Source organism: Streptomyces sp. H27-H5, assembly GCF_026627505.1.
Lineage (GTDB): Bacteria > Actinomycetota > Actinomycetes > Streptomycetales > Streptomycetaceae > Streptomyces.
Window position 1 is genome coordinate 26,393 of record NZ_JAPNLK010000071.1, and the last position, 17,751, is coordinate 44,143.

General features: G+C 72.8%; 20 protein-coding genes and 1 riboswitch. Of the genes, 5 read left to right on the forward strand and 15 right to left on the reverse strand.

The annotated features are described in order from the left end of the window. Positions 1-56: 56 nt before the first annotated feature. The 4 genes from OTB19_RS29625 to OTB19_RS29640 all read right to left on the reverse strand — a co-directional run bounded on the left by OTB19_RS29625 (position 57) and on the right by OTB19_RS29640 (position 3,329). A complete protein-coding gene (locus tag OTB19_RS29625) occupies positions 57-914 on the reverse strand; it encodes a fumarylacetoacetate hydrolase family protein (protein WP_267801632.1) in 858 nt (285 codons plus the stop codon). Between the two features lie 121 nt (positions 915-1,035). Continuing rightward, positions 1,036-1,812 (reverse strand): YidC/Oxa1 family membrane protein insertase, encoded by a 777-nt coding sequence (locus tag OTB19_RS29630; RefSeq protein WP_267801633.1) that lies wholly within the window; start codon positions 1,810-1,812, stop codon positions 1,036-1,038. Positions 1,813-1,922: 110 nt separating this feature from the next. After that, positions 1,923-2,189 carry a DUF6412 domain-containing protein gene (locus OTB19_RS29635; RefSeq protein ID WP_053684295.1) on the reverse strand — a complete coding sequence of 89 codons (267 nt, stop codon included), beginning with the start codon at positions 2,187-2,189 and terminating at the stop codon, positions 1,923-1,925. Positions 2,190-2,477: 288 nt separating this feature from the next. Then, the gene (locus OTB19_RS29640) at positions 2,478-3,329 is read right to left on the reverse strand and encodes a class E sortase (RefSeq protein ID WP_267801634.1); all 852 of its coding nucleotides are present in this window, start codon (positions 3,327-3,329) and stop codon (positions 2,478-2,480) included. A 56-nt stretch (positions 3,330-3,385) separates the two neighbouring features. Between OTB19_RS29640 and OTB19_RS29645 the strand changes: the two genes are divergently transcribed. Next, a complete protein-coding gene (locus tag OTB19_RS29645) occupies positions 3,386-4,381 on the forward strand; it encodes an SEC-C metal-binding domain-containing protein (RefSeq protein ID WP_267801635.1) in 996 nt (331 codons plus the stop codon). A 64-nt stretch (positions 4,382-4,445) separates the two neighbouring features. Next, positions 4,446-5,786: a DNA cytosine methyltransferase gene (locus tag OTB19_RS29650; protein WP_267801636.1), complete on the forward strand. Its 1,341-nt coding sequence runs from the start codon at positions 4,446-4,448 to the stop codon at positions 5,784-5,786. Positions 5,787-5,793: 7 nt separating this feature from the next. Here OTB19_RS29650 and OTB19_RS29655 read toward each other — a convergent pair whose 3' ends face one another. The 3 genes from OTB19_RS29655 to OTB19_RS29665 all read right to left on the reverse strand — a co-directional run bounded on the left by OTB19_RS29655 (position 5,794) and on the right by OTB19_RS29665 (position 7,814). Further along, positions 5,794-6,351, reverse strand: coding sequence for a very short patch repair endonuclease (locus tag OTB19_RS29655; protein ID WP_267801637.1), 558 nt, complete (start codon positions 6,349-6,351; stop codon positions 5,794-5,796). A 4-nt stretch (positions 6,352-6,355) separates the two neighbouring features. After that, positions 6,356-6,715: a hypothetical protein gene (locus OTB19_RS29660; RefSeq protein WP_267801638.1), complete on the reverse strand. Its 360-nt coding sequence runs from the start codon at positions 6,713-6,715 to the stop codon at positions 6,356-6,358. Positions 6,716-7,277: 562 nt separating this feature from the next. Continuing rightward, entirely contained in the window at positions 7,278-7,814 is a 537-nt protein-coding gene (locus OTB19_RS29665) for a GNAT family N-acetyltransferase (RefSeq protein ID WP_267801639.1), read from the reverse strand. A gap of 220 nt (positions 7,815-8,034) precedes the next feature. On the opposite strand from OTB19_RS29665, the gene OTB19_RS29670 reads away from it, so the two are divergent. Further along, positions 8,035-8,211, forward strand: a complete 177-nt coding sequence (locus OTB19_RS29670) for a hypothetical protein (protein ID WP_267801640.1) — start codon at positions 8,035-8,037, stop codon at positions 8,209-8,211. Positions 8,212-8,306: 95 nt separating this feature from the next. Further along, positions 8,307-8,606, forward strand: a complete 300-nt coding sequence (locus OTB19_RS29675; RefSeq protein ID WP_267801641.1) for a hypothetical protein — start codon at positions 8,307-8,309, stop codon at positions 8,604-8,606. Between the two features lie 111 nt (positions 8,607-8,717). On the opposite strand, the gene OTB19_RS29680 is transcribed toward OTB19_RS29675, so the two are convergent. From OTB19_RS29680 to OTB19_RS29700, 5 genes are all read right to left on the reverse strand, one after another. Continuing rightward, the gene (locus tag OTB19_RS29680) at positions 8,718-10,091 is read right to left on the reverse strand and encodes a DUF445 domain-containing protein (protein ID WP_420716938.1); all 1,374 of its coding nucleotides are present in this window, start codon (positions 10,089-10,091) and stop codon (positions 8,718-8,720) included. Positions 10,092-10,202: 111 nt separating this feature from the next. Continuing rightward, positions 10,203-10,877: a DUF1707 SHOCT-like domain-containing protein gene (locus OTB19_RS29685; RefSeq protein ID WP_385645641.1), complete on the reverse strand. Its 675-nt coding sequence runs from the start codon at positions 10,875-10,877 to the stop codon at positions 10,203-10,205. Positions 10,878-10,953: 76 nt separating this feature from the next. Next, positions 10,954-11,925, reverse strand: coding sequence for an ABC transporter ATP-binding protein (locus OTB19_RS29690; protein ID WP_267801642.1), 972 nt, complete (start codon positions 11,923-11,925; stop codon positions 10,954-10,956). A 7-nt stretch (positions 11,926-11,932) separates the two neighbouring features. Then, a complete protein-coding gene (locus OTB19_RS29695; RefSeq protein WP_420716939.1) occupies positions 11,933-12,805 on the reverse strand; it encodes an ABC transporter permease in 873 nt (290 codons plus the stop codon). Further along, positions 12,798-13,613 (reverse strand): ABC transporter permease, encoded by an 816-nt coding sequence (locus OTB19_RS29700; protein WP_267801643.1) that lies wholly within the window; start codon positions 13,611-13,613, stop codon positions 12,798-12,800. The genes OTB19_RS29695 and OTB19_RS29700 overlap by 8 nt, the downstream gene beginning before the upstream one ends. A gap of 177 nt (positions 13,614-13,790) precedes the next feature. Between OTB19_RS29700 and OTB19_RS29705 the strand changes: the two genes are divergently transcribed. Further along, positions 13,791-16,304, forward strand: coding sequence for a transglycosylase domain-containing protein (locus OTB19_RS29705; protein WP_267801644.1), 2,514 nt, complete (start codon positions 13,791-13,793; stop codon positions 16,302-16,304). 39 nt (positions 16,305-16,343) lie between these two features. Here the strand turns inward: OTB19_RS29705 and OTB19_RS29710 are convergent, their stop codons facing one another. From OTB19_RS29710 to OTB19_RS29720, 3 genes are all read right to left on the reverse strand, one after another. Beyond that, the gene (locus tag OTB19_RS29710) at positions 16,344-16,664 is read right to left on the reverse strand and encodes a DMT family transporter (RefSeq protein WP_266947600.1); all 321 of its coding nucleotides are present in this window, start codon (positions 16,662-16,664) and stop codon (positions 16,344-16,346) included. A gap of 30 nt (positions 16,665-16,694) precedes the next feature. Next, a riboswitch (guanidine-III (ykkC-III) riboswitch) is annotated at positions 16,695-16,777 on the reverse strand. Positions 16,778-16,830: 53 nt separating this feature from the next. Continuing rightward, complete coding sequence (locus OTB19_RS29715; RefSeq protein ID WP_267801653.1) at positions 16,831-17,133, reverse strand: GroES family chaperonin; 303 nt, start codon at positions 17,131-17,133, stop codon at positions 16,831-16,833. A gap of 88 nt (positions 17,134-17,221) precedes the next feature. After that, entirely contained in the window at positions 17,222-17,611 is a 390-nt protein-coding gene (locus OTB19_RS29720) for a DUF3618 domain-containing protein (RefSeq protein WP_267801647.1), read from the reverse strand. Positions 17,612-17,751 lie beyond the last annotated feature (140 nt).

Consider the following 17,751-nt stretch of genomic DNA (forward strand, 5'->3'; position numbering starts at 1 on the left):
ACCTGCCCCTCCCCCCGTGCCCCCGACCGGTCGGCCGGGCCCTTCCGAAGAGCGGCCTACGCGCCCTTGAACTCCTGGCGCTGCCGGCCGAGGCCCTCGATCTCCAGCTCCACGACGTCGCCCGCCCGCAGGTACGGCTTCGGTTCCGGCTGCCCCATGGCCACGCCGGCCGGCGTGCCGGTGACGATGACGTCGCCCGGGTACAGCGTCATGAAGCGGCTCAGGTACCGCACGACCTCGCCGACCGGGAAGATCTGGTCGGCCGTGTTGCCGTCCTGCCGCAGGACGCCGTTGACCCACAGCCGCACGTCCAACCGCTGCGGGTCGGCGACCTCGTCGGCCGTCACCAGCCAGGGGCCGAGCGGGGTGAAGGTCTCGCAGTTCTTGCCCTTGTCCCAGGTGCCGCCGCGCTCGATCTGGAACTCGCGCTCGGAGACGTCGTTCACCAGCGTGTACCCGGCGACGTGGGCCAGGCCCTCCTCGGCGGAGTCCAGGTAGCGGGCGGTGGCGCCGATGACGACGCCGAGTTCCGCCTCCCAGTCGGTCTTCACGCTGCCGCGCGGGATCAGCACCGTGTCGTCCGGGCCGACCACGGTGTCCGCGGCCTTGAGGAACAGGATCGGCTCGGCCGGGGGTTCCGCGCCGACCTCGGCCGCGTGGGCGAAGTAGTTCAGGCCGATGCCCACGATCTTGCCGATGCGGCCGATCGGCGACCCGACGCGCAGCCCTTCGGCGTCGAGCACCGGCAGTTCCCCGGACGCCGCCGCTTCCCGTACCCGCGACAGCACGGAGTCGTCGGCGAGCAGGGCGCCGTCCACATCCGTGATCAGGCCGGACAGGTCCCGCAGGGTTCCGTCCTGGTCGAGCAGCGCGGGGCGCTCCGACCCGACCGGTCCGACACGCAGCAGCTTCATGGGCATTCTCCCGTGGTCGTGAGTGGTCGGCCCATGGGCGTGCACGGGCCGGCCGATGGGTTGCGGCCATCGGAGGATTGGTTGATCCTCCAAGATGGATGACCGATCCGCAAGACCCTGTTCACAGACTGGAACGCTGCGCTCCGTCGCCCTGCCGCTCCTTGCGGTGCTGGAGCCAGGCGCGTTCGGCGACGGTCCACGCGGTGGTGGTCAGCAGGTACAGCCCGGCGGCCAGCGGCACCACGGCGGCGGTGATCAACGTCCCGAAGGACAGCAGGGGCAGTACGCCGCCCAGCTTGCGCATCATCGCCTGCTGCTCGGCCGTGACCTGCGGGAGTCCGTTCGCGGCGGCCGCCGCACTCCCCCGGGCACCGGACTTCGCCGCGGCACCCTTCGTCGCGGCGCCCTTCGCGGCGACCCGCTTCGCCGCGGCCCCCTTGGCCGCGCCGACGGGCAGGGCGACCGGGGCCGGCGGCGCGGCCGCGGCGGCGCGCCGTCCGCGTACCGCGCTCCAGGCGGCCACCACCGCGATCGCCGCGAACAGCCCGAGGAACACCAGCCCCGGCGCCCCGAACACACCGCCCTCGCCGAGGGCGTCGGTCCACCGGTCCCCGAGCGGCGCGGCGAACAGCCGGTGGCCCAGCAGTTCGTTGGCCGCCCCGCTCACCTTCGCCGAGGAGAAGGCCTGGTACATCACGAAGAACACCGGCAGTTGCAGCAGCATCGGCAGGCACCCGGCCATCGGGGTCGCGCCCCGGAAGGCGGCCCGACCGAGCGGGTGCAGGGCGAGCCGTACGAGCACGGTGAACAGCACGATCGCGGCGGCGGTCGCGGACTCGGCCAGTACCGGCTCCAGAAGCCGGCCCAGCTGGGCAACAAGATGAGTGAAAACGGACACGCGGGCCCTCCGAGGGGTCTCGTCGAACGTCGAAAGAGGTGCATTTCGGCGTGACGACCCGCGAGGGGCACAGCAGTGATCAGTGGTGGGACAAGGCGATCTGCGCGCCCCTACGCGGCCGTCGGGACGAGGCGGCCGGGTGCCCTGGGCCGCGACCGGCCGGAGGCGTCGGGATCGCGCTGCGGCAGGAACGCCGTACGGTGCTCGCGATCGCGGATGGCGGTGCGTATGCGGTGGGGCGGCACGGGCCGCACGAGGCTGGCGGCCAGGGCCGCGGCGCCCACGGCGACGGCGGCGGCGAGTGCGACCACCGCGGCGGCCAGGCCGTTCTCCCCGAGCAGCAGCCCGAGGAACCCGCCGAGCAGCAGCAGGGTCATCACCAGCTGCGATCCCCGGGAGAACACCACGGAAGACAGCAGGGCGGAGAGGCGCGCGCCGAAGCGACCGGTGGAACGACCGACGGGTCGTCCGGTCATGGGACCGCCTCCTCTCACGAACTCGCGTACGAGACCTGCTGCTCGCCCCGATGATAACCGCCCGCACCGACAACGGTCCCGGCCGCCGACCGCCGGATCTCCACCGGCACCGGAGCGGCCCGAAGGCACCGGATCGTCCCCGAAGGCACCGGAGCGAGAACCGGCACGGGGGGCGCACCGCTCGCCCGCTCAGCGCCTCAGGGTCCCCCACACCACCAGCCGGTACCGGGACGTGTACTCGGGCGTGCAGGTCGTCAACGTGATGTAGGCGCCCGGCTCGGTGTAGCCCTGATCGGGTCGGACCACACTGCGGGGCACGGGCGCGATCACCCCGGTGTCCCGCTCGGTGGTCTGCCCGAGGGCCTTCCCCACGACGTACGTGTACCGCTCGCCCCGCACGTCGACGATCAGCTCGTCCCCGGCGCGCAGCCGGTTGATGTACCGGAAGGGTTCCCCGTGGGTGTTGCGGTGCCCGGCCAGCGCGAAGTTTCCCCGCGCGCCGGGCGCGGCCGTACCGGGGTAGTGCCCGGCGTACCCCTTGTCCAGGACGGCCCGCTTGTCGATCCCCTGCGCCACGGGCACCACGACGCCCAGGCGCGGGATGCGCAGGATCGCGTACGAACCGTCGCGCGCCGGCGGCTCGACTCCGCGGCCGGCCGCGGCGGACCCGCCGGAACCGGGGCCCGGACCGGTGCCCGGACTCCCTTCCACGCCCGACCCGGGCTCGTCCCGCGACTGCGGCGCGGATTCCGGGGCGTCCTCGGGGGCCGGCGTCGCCCCCTCGCCCGGGGGCGGGTCGGGGGCGGGGGTCGGACGCACGGCCGGTTCCTCGGCCCAGGACCGCTCCAGGGCGTGGACCTCGTCCCGCGCGGCGGCCAGGGCCTGCCGGTTCGTCCACCACACCTGGTGCACCACCAGCAACAACACCACCACGCCGGCCGTGACGATCAGCTCGGCGGCCGCCCACAGCGCCCCCGCGAGACCGGCCCGGCGCGCCCGCCGGCCGCTCCCCTGCACCACCACAGGTATGTGATCCCGCACGGGCGGCACCCTAAGTCCTCCCCCGTCAACTGACCATGGCCAGTACGGTGTGAACCATGCGCCCCGACACGCCTGCCGAGCACATCGCCGAAGCCGAGCGCCTCATCCGCACGGCGACCCGCTACCCCGAGGACCAGGAGCCCTTGCTCCTCCAGGCCGCGGCCCACCTCGAACTGGCCGACGCACGCGACCGGGCGAGCACGCTCTACGACCAACTCCTCGCCGGCGAACCGGCCAACCCGCACCTCGTGAAGGCCCTCCAGGCCGCGAACCTGTGGGAGTACGGTCACGAGGCCGAGGCTCGCGCCCTCATCCAGGGCATCCGTGCCGCCGCTCCGGTCGATCCGGCCCCCTGGGAGGTCATCGCCGAAGCCCTGGAGGCCCACGACGAGTTGACCGCCTCGGAGGAGTGCTTCACCGAAGCCGCGAACCTCCTCATTCCGGACAGCACCCCCCTGACCCGGGCCACCACCGCCCTCATCACCGGCCGGCACCGGGTCCGCCGTCTCCTCGGGCTTCCTCACGACGACTGGGACATGGTCGCCGACACCCGCCACATCGGGCCGATCCCGCTGGACGAGCTCCACGACCCGAAGCGCATCTGGGCCCTGGGCTCCGACGACCCGGCGGAGCTCCGCGCCGAGATCGCCCGCCTGCGCGCCGAGCTGGGCGACCGGCGGGCCGCCCTGTCCCGCCCCTTCCCGGTGGCCATCCTGCACTGGCCGCAGCGTGAACTGGCCGAACTCCTGACCAGCTACCCGACCCTCTCCGCCGAGTACCCCTCGCACGAGGCCCACCTGCGGGACGTCGAGACCTCCCTGCGCGCCCTGGCCGCCTCGGGAACCACCAATCTCGGGATCGTCACCGCGAGCGTGCCCGCGTTCGAGGCCTTCGCGGCCTCGGAGAAGACCTCCCCGGCCTCCCCGAGCCTGCTCGTGGAGTTCGCGACCACCCTCGCCGCCCGCGGCAAGGCCACCCCGTGGCCCCCGTCGCCGGCGGACTCCTGCTGGTGCGCCTCGGGCAAGCCGTACGCGGAGTGCCACGGCGAATAGGCCCCCGGGCGGGGCTCGCCCGACGGGCCTTCGAGGCGATGCCCCGCGACTACACTTGCCCCCCATGACCAGAAAGCAGCCCCAGCCGTCCCGGCCTGGCCAGATCCGGGTCATGGACCTCTTCGCCGGGGCGGGCGGCTTTTCTGCTGGTTTCTCCCATTACACCCCTCGTTCGGGCGTGAACCCCTTCACCTCGGTGGCGGCCGTCGAGTTCGACCCCGCGGCCGCGTCCACGTACGCGGCCAACTTCGGCGGGGCGCACGTCTACCCGGGCGACATCGCGGGCTTCGACCCCACCCCGTTCAAGGGCGAGGTCGACGTGATCATGGGGGGCCCGCCCTGCCAGGGCTTCTCCGGACTGGGCAAGCAGAACCCGGACGACCCCCGCAACGAGTTGTGGCAGGAGTACGTCCGGGTCGTGGCCCGGGTCCACCCCAAGGTCTTCGTGATCGAGAACGTCGACCGGTTCCTGAAGTCCCCGCAGTTCGAGGACCTGCGGACGGCCTCGCAGACCCCGGGCCACCCGCTCTACGACTACACCGTGATGCCCGCGCTGTTGAACGCCGCCGACTACGGGGTGCCCCAGGCCCGCCGGCGCGTGATCGTCATCTGCACGCGCAAGGACCTCGGAGAGGTGCTCACGCACCCCGAACCGACGCACGCGAAGCACGGCCACACGGGCGAGGTCGACACCGACGGGGCCGACACGACCACCGGCTCCGGCTCCGGCTCCGGCTCCGGCTCCGGCTCGAAGCGTCAGGCGCCCCTGTTCGACACCCGGCCCACGCTTCCGCGCTGGGAGCCGGTCTCCACGGTCTTCGAGCGGTCGGCGAAGCGGCCCCTCCTCGACCGGATGCCGGATCCGCGCGGCGGCGAACCGGCCCTCGTGGACGGTGTACAGGGCCACCACCTCACCACGGACCTGCACTTCGGCCGCAGCCCGGAAGACCTCTCGCGCGCGAGGTACAAGGCGATCCCCGAGAACGGCAACCGCAAGGACCTCCGGGGCGTGCACTACCGCGTCGACCGGTCGGGGAACATCCGTCTGTCCACCGAGGGGCCGGACTACAAGCGCCTCAAGGGGCCCGAGTTCTACCTCTCCACGGAGAGCTGGGACAACCACAACTCGGGTTCCGGGGACGTGATGGGGCGCCTGCGGGCGCACACCCCGTCGGTCACCATCCGCACCGAGTTCTACAAGCCCGAGAAGGGCCGGTACCTCCACCCCACCGCGGACCGGCCCATCACCCACTACGAGGCCGCCCTCATCCAGGGCTTCCCCGAGGACTTCAAGTGGTACGGGACGAAGATCCAGATCGCCCGTCAGATCGGCAACGCCGTGCCCGTCGGCCTCGGCACGGCGCTGGCCGGAGCCATCCACACCTTCCTCGCCCGTCACATGTGACCTGAGGTCACCCGGCCGGCGACCCGCCGTCCTCGGCAGGGACCCCGCCGGCGGCAGGTCCCTCACCGGCAGCGTTCCGGGCATCGCCGACGGCCGTACGGACGACCGCGGCGCGGGCGGCGGTACGAGCGGCGGAGCGGGCGGCGCGTTCCGCCCTCCGGCGCGCCACCACCTCGGCGACCCGGACCGCCGACTCGGCCGGCGGCTCGTGTTCCCACACCCGGACGGCCAGCCAGCCCGCCTCCGCGAGCCGGGCGTCGGTGTCCCGGTCCCGGGCCCGGTTGCCCTCGATCTTCGCCCGCCAGAACTCCGCGTTGCGCCGGGGCCAGGTCGCATGCTCCGGGCAGCCGTGCCAGAAGCAGCCGTCGACGAAGACCGCGACCCGCGCCGGACCGAAGAGGATGTCGGCCTCCCTGCGCACCCCCTTCACGGGGCGGCCGTGGACGCGGAACCGCAGCCCCGAGGCGTGCAGGGTCTTCCGCAGGGCCACCTCGATCTTGGTGTCCTTGCTCTTCTGCCGGCTCATGCGAGCGCGGACGTCGGGAGTGCTCTCCAGGGCTTCCACCCCTTCATTGTGGTGCCACGGGCAGCTCCAACTGGACGTGGCCCCGGGCCACGACCGTCGGTCGCTTGGGGCGGGGTCCGCCGCCGAGCGCGAGCAGGACGCGCAGGGCCGCCAGGACCTCCGCCGGGGTGCCGCGCACCATCGACGGGGTCGCGCTGACCACCAGGACGCCGCGGGCCTCCAGGCGCAGTCGGCGCCGGAGGGTGGCGTGCCAGGCATCGCGGGTGAAGTGGTACTCGACCGAGTCGATCTCCAGGAAGGCGCCTTCGGGGGTGTGGAGGCGTGCGTTCCACAGGGGGGTGGGGAGGTCGGCGGCGGCCAGGGCCTCGCGGGCCCGTGCCTCGGCGACCGAGCGGACGCCCACCAGGAGTTCCGACGCGGCCGCCCGGACCGCCGGGCGGGCCGGCAGGCGGGCGGAGCGGAGTTCGGCGTGCAGGTCCTGCGGGTGGCACCAGCCGGCCTGGACGACCTGGGCCAGGACGGAGCGGATGAGGTCGGGGTCCGTGGCGCGGGCCGCGGATCAGGACGTCGGCGGGGGTGTCCGGGGCGTCGCGGACACCGAGCAGGGCGAGGGCGGCGTACATCACGGCGGCGAGGGCGCGTTGCCGTCGGCCCGGGGGGCCGGTCTGGAGCAGGTGGACGCGGGGCAGCAGCCGCTGCCAGGGCCCGCCCGGCCGGCTCCGGGAGGTGATCGTCCCGGCGGGGACGCCGGCGGCGAGGAGCTGCCGGCGGGTGGCCAGGTCGTACCGGTACCGGGTGGGCCGGGACGCGCCGGTGCCATCGGTCGCGCGGCTCGGTGGGGTCGCGCGGCTCGAACGGCTCGGTGGGGTCGCGCGGCTCGGTGGGGTCGGGTGGGTCCGCTTCGTGGTGGTCATGGCGCGGGCCTGCCCGGTGGCGGTGCGGCCTGCCCCCGGGCCGGGCCGGGATCAGCGGTTCGGGTGGTCCGGGGCCAGGAAGACGACGACGCCGGTCTCGGTGCCGGGGAGCGCGGTGACCTCGTGCCAGCCCAGGCGCCGGTACGTCGCCACGGTGTCGTGGGCGAGCCGGGAGGTCAGCAGCCAGGCGCGCCGGTCGGGGGCGTCGGCGGTGATCTCGGTGAGCAGGTCGCGGCCGGTGCCGCGACCGCGCGCGTGGGGGCGTACGGCGAGTTCGTCTATCTCCAGCGCGCCGGTGAGGAGTTCCTTGACCCGGGCCGGTCCGAGCTGCGCGGCGACCTGGGCGTACGCGCGGTTCTTGGGGAAGGTGTTCGGGGTGAGCCAGCCGGTGGCGAAGCCGTCGATGCCGGTCGCGGACTGGGCGAGGGCGGTACGGAAACCACGGCGCCGGGCGTCGGCCGGGAGGCGGGCCGCGAACAGGCGAATGGTTTCTTCATCCTCGTTCCACGGCGGGGCGGAGAAGACGTCGGCGTAGGCGTCGACCAGTTCGTCCGCGAGGTCGAGGACGGCCTGTCCGTAGCAGATCACGATGTCCGGGCTCCTGATGTCGAGGGTGGGGCGGTGGGGTGGCGGGTCCCCGCAGGCACGGGGGCCCGGGGGCCGTGGTGGGGAATCTCCCGTTTGTCTTGGGAGAGCGAATTTATGCGCTTCGGGTTGCCGGGACGGGCATCACGCGGATCAGGAGAGTGTGCGACAAATCCCCTCCCCGGTCTCCGTGTCGGGAAACCGGACGGCGCGTTGTCCAGCCGTGGACAGACTGATGCGAGCGGCCGGCGGATGCGCCCTGGCCTTCCTCCTCGTGCTCGGGTGCGTGGCGTTGCTGCCGCCTTCGGTGCAGGCCGCGGTACCGGACTCGGTGATCGGCGGGATCGCGATGGTGTGCGGGGCGCTGGGCGCCCGTCGGATGGCCAGGCGCTCGCGTTAGCCTCGTCGGACAACCGTACGCATGGCTCCCCGGTCTGCCGGACCGCCGGACCGTGCGGGTCGACTACGGCAGAACGCGCAGAGGGAGTGGGACACATGGAGCGGGTACCGACCTCGTTGGTGGCGGCGGCCGGGCTGGTGGGCGGCTACGCCGTGGCCCGGTGGACCGGGAAGCGCCCCCTGGGCGGGGTCGTCCTCGGCGCCGCGGGGATCGCCGCCGGTCGTGGCTGGCACCGCCGGGCCGGCGCGCCCGCCGCGGCCGGACTCGGGGCGCTGTACGTGGCCGGTTTCGCGGGCTCCCACCCCCTCGCCAAGAAGGTCGGCGCCTGGCCGGCCGTCTTCGGTGCGGCGGGCGTGGTCGCGGCCGCCGCCTGGGTCGTGGCCGACCGGGACTGAGCCGCCCCGCGGGGCCCCGCCGGGGCGCGTGCCCTCGCCCCGACCCCGACTCCGGCCCCGGCCCCGGCCCCGGCCCCGGCTCGGGCTCCGGCAAGGCCCGCGAGGGACGGTCTACGCCCCGAAGGCCTTGGACGCCGAGTAGATGAGCAGCCCCGCCAGCGCGCCCACGACCGTGCCGTTGATCCGGATGAACTGGAGGTCGCGGCCGATGTGCGCCTCGATCTTCCGCGAGGTGTGCTCCGCGTCCCATCCCGCCACCGTGTCGGTGATCAACGAGGTGACCTCCGTCCGGTAGGTGGTGACCACGTACACCAGCACGCCCTCGATCCAGCCCTCCAGCTTGGCCTGGAGCCGGCCGTCCGTGGCCAGGCGTGCGCCCAGGGACATCAGCGAGGACCGCACCCGCAGGCGCAGTTCGCTCTGCTCGTCCTCGGCCGCCGAGAGGATCATCGACCGGATCGCGGTCCAGGCCGAGGCGATCACGTCCTGCACCTCGCCCCGGGACAGGACGTCGTTCTTGAGCCGCTCGACCCGCGCCCGGGTGTCGGTGTCCGACTGCAGGTCGACCGCGAAGTCCTTCAGGAACCGGTCCACGGCGCCCCGTGCCGGGTGCTCGGGCATGTCCCGGATCTCGGTGACGAAGCGCAGCAGTTCCTTGTACACCCGGTCGCCGATCTTGCGGTCGACGAACCGGGGGGTCCAGCCGGGGGCACCGCCCTGTACCGCGTCCATGACCGAGTCCCCGTGCAGTACGAGCCAGTCGTGCGCCTTGACGCAGATCAGGTCGACGCCGCGGTGGTGCCCGCCGTCCGCGACGACCCGCTCCAGCATCTTGCCGATGCCGGGCGCGATCTCGGCGCTCTCGGCCCGTCTGGTGATCGCCTCGCCGACGACGGCCTGGACGTCGGCGTCGCGCAGCACGGTCAGCGCCCCGCGCAGCGCGGTGGCCAACTCCGCCGTGACCCGGTCGGCGTGGGCGGGCTCCGCCAACCAGGATCCGAGCCGGCCGCCGATCCCGAGCGCGCCGAGGCGGGCCCGCACCACTTCCGCGGAGAGGAAGTTCTCGCCGACGAACTCCCCGAGGGAGACGCCGAGCTGGTCCTTCTTCGTCGGGATGATCGCGGTGTGCGGGATGGGCAGGCCCAGCGGCCGCCGGAACAGCGCGGTGACCGCGAACCAGTCGGCGAGCGCACCGACCATGCCCGCCTCGGCCGCCGCCGCCACGTACCCGGCCCAGGCGCCCGCGCCCCTGTGCTCCGCCCATGTGGCGAGCACGTAGACCAGTGCCACCAGGATCAGCAGGCCGGTGGCGGTGGCCTTCATGCGGCGTACGCCGCGCTGCCGCTCCTCGTCCGCTGCGTTGAACACGAACCCGCCCCGGGCGGGTGGTGCGGCCGGGGCCGCGACCCCGGCCCGCGCCCTTTCGCGGTTGTCCACGTCTTCCACGTGCTCCTGCCTTCCCCCGGTGGCCGGTTTTGTCTGCATAGCATCCGACTCCCGGGAGGTCCGAGGAGTTCCCGGCGCGCCGTACCGATCCCCCCGAGGGAGGACCGTCGGCGATCCGGGTGAACGCCCCCGACCGGAGACAGGGACGGCCTAGAGCTCCTTGCGGGGCCGCCCGCCGCGCGCCTGCTTGGGCGTCTTCGGCGGCTTGACCTTGACCTCGACCCCGCCCCAGAAGGCGAAGCCGTTCACGACCACCCGCGGAGCCCCCGGTTCCGCCCGCTCGGAGCTCGGGCGCTGATCGAAGGCGCCCATCACCCCGATGCCCCGAACGTCCACCTCCACGCCCGGCGGCACGATGATCTGGATCCCGCCCATGACGGCGACGCAGGTGATCACCACCTCGCGCTGGGCGAAGTTCGCCTCCCGCAGGTCCAGCTCGCCGCCGCCCCAGAACGCCACCGCGTTGAAGTGGGCGGGCACCGTCCAGTGCCCCTTGCGCTGGAACCCCGACATCACGGCGACGGCCGTGGCGGAGGTGCCCGAGCCGCCGATCCGCGCGGGCCACGCGACACCGGAGCCCGCGGGCGCGGGCTGCCCGGTCGCCAGGGGGGCCACGGCTCCCGGCACGGCGGGAAGGTCGCGCGTCAGGGGTTCCAACTCGCCGTAGGTACGGGACGTGTACGCCGCCTCCAGCCTCTCCTCGAACTCCTCCATGTCCAGCCGGCCCTCGGCGACAGCGTCCCGCAGACGCTCCACCACCCGGTCCCGGTCGGCATCGGACGCCCTCAGTTCCGGCAACGGCCTCTCCGACCGATCGTCACTCATGTGGCCCAGCCTATGCAGTGATCCCGGCGAGTTGTATGGCCCGAGGGGCCCGCCCCACCCGGGCTTTACCCCGAGTTCACCCCCGTCCCGCGTACATCCGTGCGATCACGTCCTCGATGTCGGGCTCGCGCACCGACAGGTCCACCAGCGGGTACTGCGCCGCCACCGCCGCCACGAGCGGCGCCGCCGACGCCTGCGCGGGGAACGCCAGCCACTGCCGGGGCCCGTCCACCCGCACCACCCGCGCCCCGACCACCTCGATCGGCGGGACCTCCCGCTCCAGGTCCACCACCAGCGTCCGCTCGCCCGCCCCGCCGGCCACCGACGTGTGCAACCCGCCCAGCGGGCCGTCGTACATCAACCGCCCGTGGTCGATGACCATCACCCGTTCGCAGAGCTGTTCGATGTCCTGGAGGTCGTGCGTGGTCAGCAGGATGGTCGTGCCCAGTTCCTCGTTCAGCTGCCGCAGGAACCCGCGCACCTTGGCCTTGCTCACCACGTCGAGCCCGATCGTCGGCTCGTCCAGGTACAGCACGTCCGGATCGTGCAGCAGCGCCGCCGCGATGTCCCCGCGCATCCGCTGCCCCAACGACAGCTGGCGCACCGGTACGTCGAGCAGCTCGGCCAGGTCCAACCGGTCCACGCAGCGTTCCAGGTTCTCCTTGAACCGCGCCGCCGGGATCCGGTACATCCGCCGCATCAGCCCGTAGGAGTCCTTCAGCGGCAGGTCCCACCAGAGCGTGGTGCGCTGCCCGAACACCACGCCGATCCGGTGTGCGAGCCGCATCCGCTCCCGGGCCGGGTCGATGCCGGCCACGCGGAGCCGGCCGGCGCTCGGCGTGAGGATCCCCGTCAGCATCTTGATCGTGGTGGACTTCCCGGCGCCGTTCGGCCCGATGTAGCCGACCACCTCGCCCCGCGCGACCTCGAAGCTGATCCCGTCCACCGCCCTGACCTGGCGTTTCTCCCGGCGCATCAGGCTCACGCGGCGCCGTACGTCGAAGACCTTCTCGACCCCGTCCAGCGAGATCAACGTGTCCGTTGCCATCCCTGCCTCAACTCCCCGTGCTGCGGTACGAACGAACTCCCGCGCGCCACGCCAGCGACGCGGGCAGGAACACCACGAAGGCCACCAGGGGGCTCAGGTAGGCCACCCATCCCGGCAGGCCCAGCGGATCGGGCCGCCCCAGCACGTGCAGTGCGGGCAGCCAGTTGACGAAGGCCAGCGGCACGATGAAGGTCACCCCGCGCAGCAGGTCCTTCGCGAAGACGGTCGGCGGGTACTGGAGCATCGTGCAGCCGCCGTACGTGAAGGAGTTCTGCACCTCCGCCGCGTCGCCCGCGACGAACTGGAACGCCGCCCCGGCCACCATCACGGCCCCGAAGATCGCCGCCCCGGCCGTGATCATCACCGGCACCAGCAGCACCTTCCCGGGCGTCCACGCCACCTGGGGGCCCAGGGTCCAGAGCGCCCAGGTCAGCACCCCCAGCCCCTGCACGATCCGACCCACCCGCCGCAACGCGAACCGGTCCGCCGCCACCTGCGCGAGCACCGGCACCGGCCGCACCAGCATCGTGTCGAGCGAGCCGTCCCGGATCCGGACGCCGATCCGGTCGGTGTTGCCCAGCAGCAGGTCGGCCAGGCCCAGCGAGGCCGAGCAGGACCCGTAGAGCAGGGCGATCTCGGGCAGCGTGAAGCCGCCCAGCTCGTCCACGTGCGAGAACATGATGAAGATCGTCACGAAGTCGAGCAGGGTGATCGCCGCGTTCCCGAAGGTGGACAGCAGGAACGAGGTCCGGTACGTCATCGTCGAGCGGATCCACATCGCCGCGATCAGCCCGTAGCCCCGCAGCCCCTCGCGCACCCGACCGCGTCGCGGGAGGTCCGGCAGCCCGACCGGCGGGCGCTCCAGCGTCACCTCAGCCACCCTGGACCACCACCTTGCGCGTCGCCGCCGACTGGACGAGCCGCCCCAGCCCCAACAGGACGACCGCCCAGAACGCCTGGAACCCCAGGGCCTCTGCAGCGTCCCCGGCCCCGGAGTGCTTGCCCATCAACACGTCCATCGGCACCTGGAGCATCGCCGCCCAGGGCAGGGCGCGGACGAGCTCCCCGAAGGCGCCGGGGAAGACGGTCAGCGGCAGCAGCATCCCCGAGCAGAAGATCGACACGACGGTCGCCATCAGGTTGATCCCGGCCCCGTCCATCAGCCAGAAGGCGGCCAGCCCGAGCAGGTAGCGCACCCCGAAGCCGACCACCAGTCCGAGCGTCACGGACACCAGGAAGAGTGCCCAGCGCAACGGGTCGGTGGGCAGCGCCAGCCGGAACGCGAGTGCGCCGGCCACGATCGGCAGGACCCCGCGCCCCAGCAGTTGGAAGGCGGCCCGGCCCAGGTCGGAGGCGAGCCACCACATCTGGAGGTCCGCCGGGCGGTACAGGTCCACGGCGATGTCCCCCGTGCGGACCCGCTCCTGGATCTCCTCCTGGAACCCGCCCCCGATGAGCGCGCCGGCCGCCAGCAGCGACTGGCTGACCCAGACGAAGGTGAGGGCCTCGGCCTGGTCGTACCCGCCGAGGCCGGGGCGCTCGTCCCAGAGCGCCATGTACGTGTACGCGACGATGAAACCGAACACGGTGTTGGTGAACACACCGGCGGCGGTCGCCGTCCCGTAGGTGGCGTAGCGCCGGAATCCGCCGGCCGCGACGGCCGTGTAGAGAGCAGCTCTCTGACGCACCGTATCCCTCCGTTTCCCACGTCGTTCCTGTGTCGGCCAAAGCGCGCGAGCTTAGTGCGGAGGGGCGATCCACGCGACCGTTTTATGCCCGTCCGGCGCGGAATCAGTGGCCATCAGGTAGACACCATGAGGGACAGATGTGGATATTTGGCACGACGGCCGCGAGGAGCCCAGGAGATGAGCGACCAGTCACCACCCCCGGGCTGGACTCCTCGCGACCCGGACTCCCCCGACGAACCGCAACCGACCCCGACCGGCGGACGTGGGCCCGGGGGCACGCCCCGGGACGAGAGCGGCGGCGCGCACACCGCCGGGACCACCGGCCCGAAGCCCGGCAAGGCCGGGCGCCGGCGGACCGGTTGGCGCCGGATCCTCCCCACCTGGCGCATGCTGCTGGGCGGCGTCCTGCTGATCGCCCTGCTGATCGGCGGCGCCCTGGTCGCCGGCTACCTGCTGGTCGACATCCCGCCCGCCAACGCCGCCGCCACCGCCCAGTCCAACGTCTACCTCTACGCCGACGGTTCACCGCTCGCCCGTGACGGCGAGGTCGACCGGGTCAACGTCCCGCTCTCCCAGGTCCCGCTCACCGTCCAGGAGGCCGTACTGGCCGCCGAGGACCGGGACTTCCACTCCGAACGGGCGGTGGACCCCAAGGCGATGCTCCGCGCCGCCTGGAACACGCTCACCGGCAAGGGCAGGCAGTCCGGCTCGACCATCACCCAGCAGTACGTCAAGAACTACTACCTGGGTCAGGAACAGACGGTGAAGCGGAAGGCCAAGGAGTTCTTCATCGCGATCAAACTCGGCCGCGAGAAGTCGAAGGACTACATCCTGGAGGGCTATCTGAACTCCAGTTACTTCGGCCGCAACGCCTACGGCATCCAGGCCGCCGCCCAGGCCTACTACGGCAAGGACGTCGGCACGCTCGGCACCGCCGAGGGCGCCTACCTCGCCACCCTCCTCAACTCCCCCAGCGCCTTCGACGTCGTCGCCCACCCGCAGAGCCGCGACCGCGCCGTCGCCCGCTGGAACTACGTCCTCGACGGCATGGTGAAGAAGAAGTGGATGACCCCGGCCGAACGGGCGGCGGCCCGGTTCCCCGAACCGGGCCGACTCCGCCCGGCGGCAGGGCTCTCCGGACAGCGCGGCTACCTCGTCGAGGCCGTCAAGGACTACATCGTCGATCGCGGGATCCTCGACGACAAGACCCTCGCCGAGGGGGGCTACCGGATCGCCACGACCATCGACAAGCGCCGCCAGAACGCCTTCGTCGCCGCCGTCGACACCGAGCTGGTGTCCAAACTCGACCCGAAGAAGCGCGAGGCCGACCGCGTCGTGCGGGCCGGCGGGGTCTCCATCGACCCCGCCACCGGCAAGGTCGTCGCCATGTACGGCGGCATCGACTACACCCGGCAGTACGTGAACAACGCGACCCGGCACGACTACCAGGTGGCCTCGACCTTCAAGCCGTTCGTGTTCGCCGCCGCCGTCGAGAACGACTCCCGCACCCAGGACGGCCGTCTCATCACCCCGAACACCCTCTACAACGGCGACAACAAGCGCCGGGTCGTCGGCACCCGGCTGGTCTACGCGCCCGAGAACGAGGGCCAGTTGTCGTACGGGGAGATCACCGTGAACACCGCCACCGACCTCTCCGTCAACACCGTCTTCGCCCAGATGGTCGTCGACGTCGGAACCGACAAGGTCAAGAAGACCGCCGCCGCCCTGGGCATCCCCGCGAACACCCCGAACTGGGATCCCGGCCCGGCGATGGCGCTCGGCACCATCCAGGCCAGCGTCCTCGACATGACCCAGGCCTACGCGACGCTCGCCGACCACGGCCGCCGCACCCCGTACACCTTCCTGGAGAAGATCAGCAAGGGCGACGAAACCGTCCGCCTCCCCGACCGCGCCCCGCAGCAGGCCGTCAGCCGCGAATCGGCGGACACCACCACCTCGATGCTGGTCAGCGTGGTGGACAACGGCACCGGCACGGCCGCGCTCGCCGCCGGCCGGCCGGCCGCCGGCAAGACCGGCACCGCCGAACTGGACCGGGCCGCCTGGTTCGCCGCGTACACCCCGGACCTGGTCACGGTGGTGTCGATGATGGGCCAGGACCCCGACACGGGCAGGCTGGAGTCCCTGTACGGGGCGCTCGGCGAGAACCGCATCGGCGGCGGCGGGTACCCGGCGCGCATCTGGGCGGCGTACACCAAGACGGCCCTGGAGACCACGGACCCCGTCGACTTCGACCTCGAACTCCAGGAGGGCGCGGCGCAACCCCCGGAGCCGCCCGTCGAGCCGAGCCGGCCGCAGCGGCCGGGCAGCCGGACCCCCGTGGCACCCGTACCGCCGAGCCGGCCCGCCCGGCCGACCGACGGCCGGGACCAGGGACGGACGCAGGGACAGGGGCAGAACGAGGGCCAGGGCCGCGACCAGGGGCAGACCAACGGCGGCCGGAACACGGGCGGCGACACCAACGGCGGGCAGAGCACCGGGGGCGACACCCAGGGCGGCCAGACCAACGGCGGCCAGAACACCGCGGGCCAGACCACCGGGGGCGACACCGGCGGTGGCCAGACCCAGGGCGGCCAGAGCGCCGGGGGCGACAGCCAGGGCGACCAGAGCCCGGGCCAGAGCCCCGGCGGGCCCCTCCGGGGCCGCCGTCCCCCGGCGGACTCCCTGGAGTGACGCGCGCCGGCGCGGCGCGCACGACGGGGCGGCACCCGGTCAGTGACCGGAGGTCGCCTTGAGGCCCACGACGGCGACCAGCAGCAGGCAGATGAAGAAGATCCGGGCGGCGGTGACGGGCTCACCCAGCACCGCCATGCCCAGCACCGCCGCGCCGGCCGCGCCGATGCCCACCCAGACGCCGTAGGCCGTGCCGATCGGCAGGGTCTTGGCGGCGTAGGACAGCAGCACCATGCTGGCGACGATCCCGGCGCCGGTGAACACGCTGGGCCAGAGCCGGGTGAATCCCTCGGTGAACTTCATGCCGATCGACCAGCCGACTTCGAGCAGACCGGCGACGATGAGCAGAACCCAGGCCATGACAGGCACCTCCGGAACGAGAGCGAACGGGGTGCGTCGTCTTGTCGTACAGCCAAGGCCACCCGGTACGGCGCGTCTCGTCGGGGTTCCTTCCCACCGTAGCAAAGGACGACGAAAAGGGCCGGTGACCTCGGCCACCAGCCCTTCGCCCCGCTTGCCGGCGCTCCTACAGGTACAGCCCGGTGGAGTCCTCGGACCCCGCGAGCCGCTCCGCGGCCACCGCGTGCAGGTCCCGCTCGCGCATCAGCACGTACGTCGCCCCGCGCACCTCGACCTCGGCCCGGTCCTCGGGGTCGTACAACACCCGGTCGCCGGGCTCCACGCCGCGCACGTTCTGTCCGACCGCGACGACCTCGGCCCAGGCGAGCCGCTTGCCCACCGCGGCCGTCGCCGGGATCAGGATGCCGCCGCCCGAGCGCCGCTCGCCCTCGGGGGAGTCGGATCGCACGAGCACGCGGTCGTGCAGCATGCGGATGGGCAGCTTGTCGTGGGTGGTGGTGTCGTCGCTCACGCCCCGAACCTACCCGCCCGTGCGCCCGGTGTGCGCCGGCGGGCCATCAGCGCTTGCGGCGCACGGCCAGCACCACCAGACCGACGACACCGACCGCGAACAGCGCGACCGGCACGATCCGTTCGAGGCGCGGCGCCCCGTCGTCGTGCCGCAGGCCGTCCTTCACGTCCGTCACCAGACGGTTGGCGGCGACGACGGCACGCCCGGCGGTGTGGTCGACGACGCCGACCACCCGGGCCTTGGCGTCCCCGACGATCGTCTTGGGGTGCACGCGCACACCGATCTCGTCGAGCGTCTCGGCCAGCTGCTCCCGGCGGCGGACGATGTCCGCCTCGATCTGTGCGGGGGTCCTGGCTTCCTGTGCGGGGGTCCTGGCTTCCGGCACCGCGCTGCCTCCGTCGTCGTGGTCGGTCGTGAAGGGGGCGTAGCCCACCATGAACAGTCTGTCAGCTTAGTGGTCTGCGTCGTAAGTCCTTCGGGGGTTGATCACGCGGCCTTGGCGGCGGAGGATTCTTCTGGGTGATCGGCGGTGTGCTGGTCGAGCCTGGCCAGGAGATCGTCCAGGTCGGAGGTGGT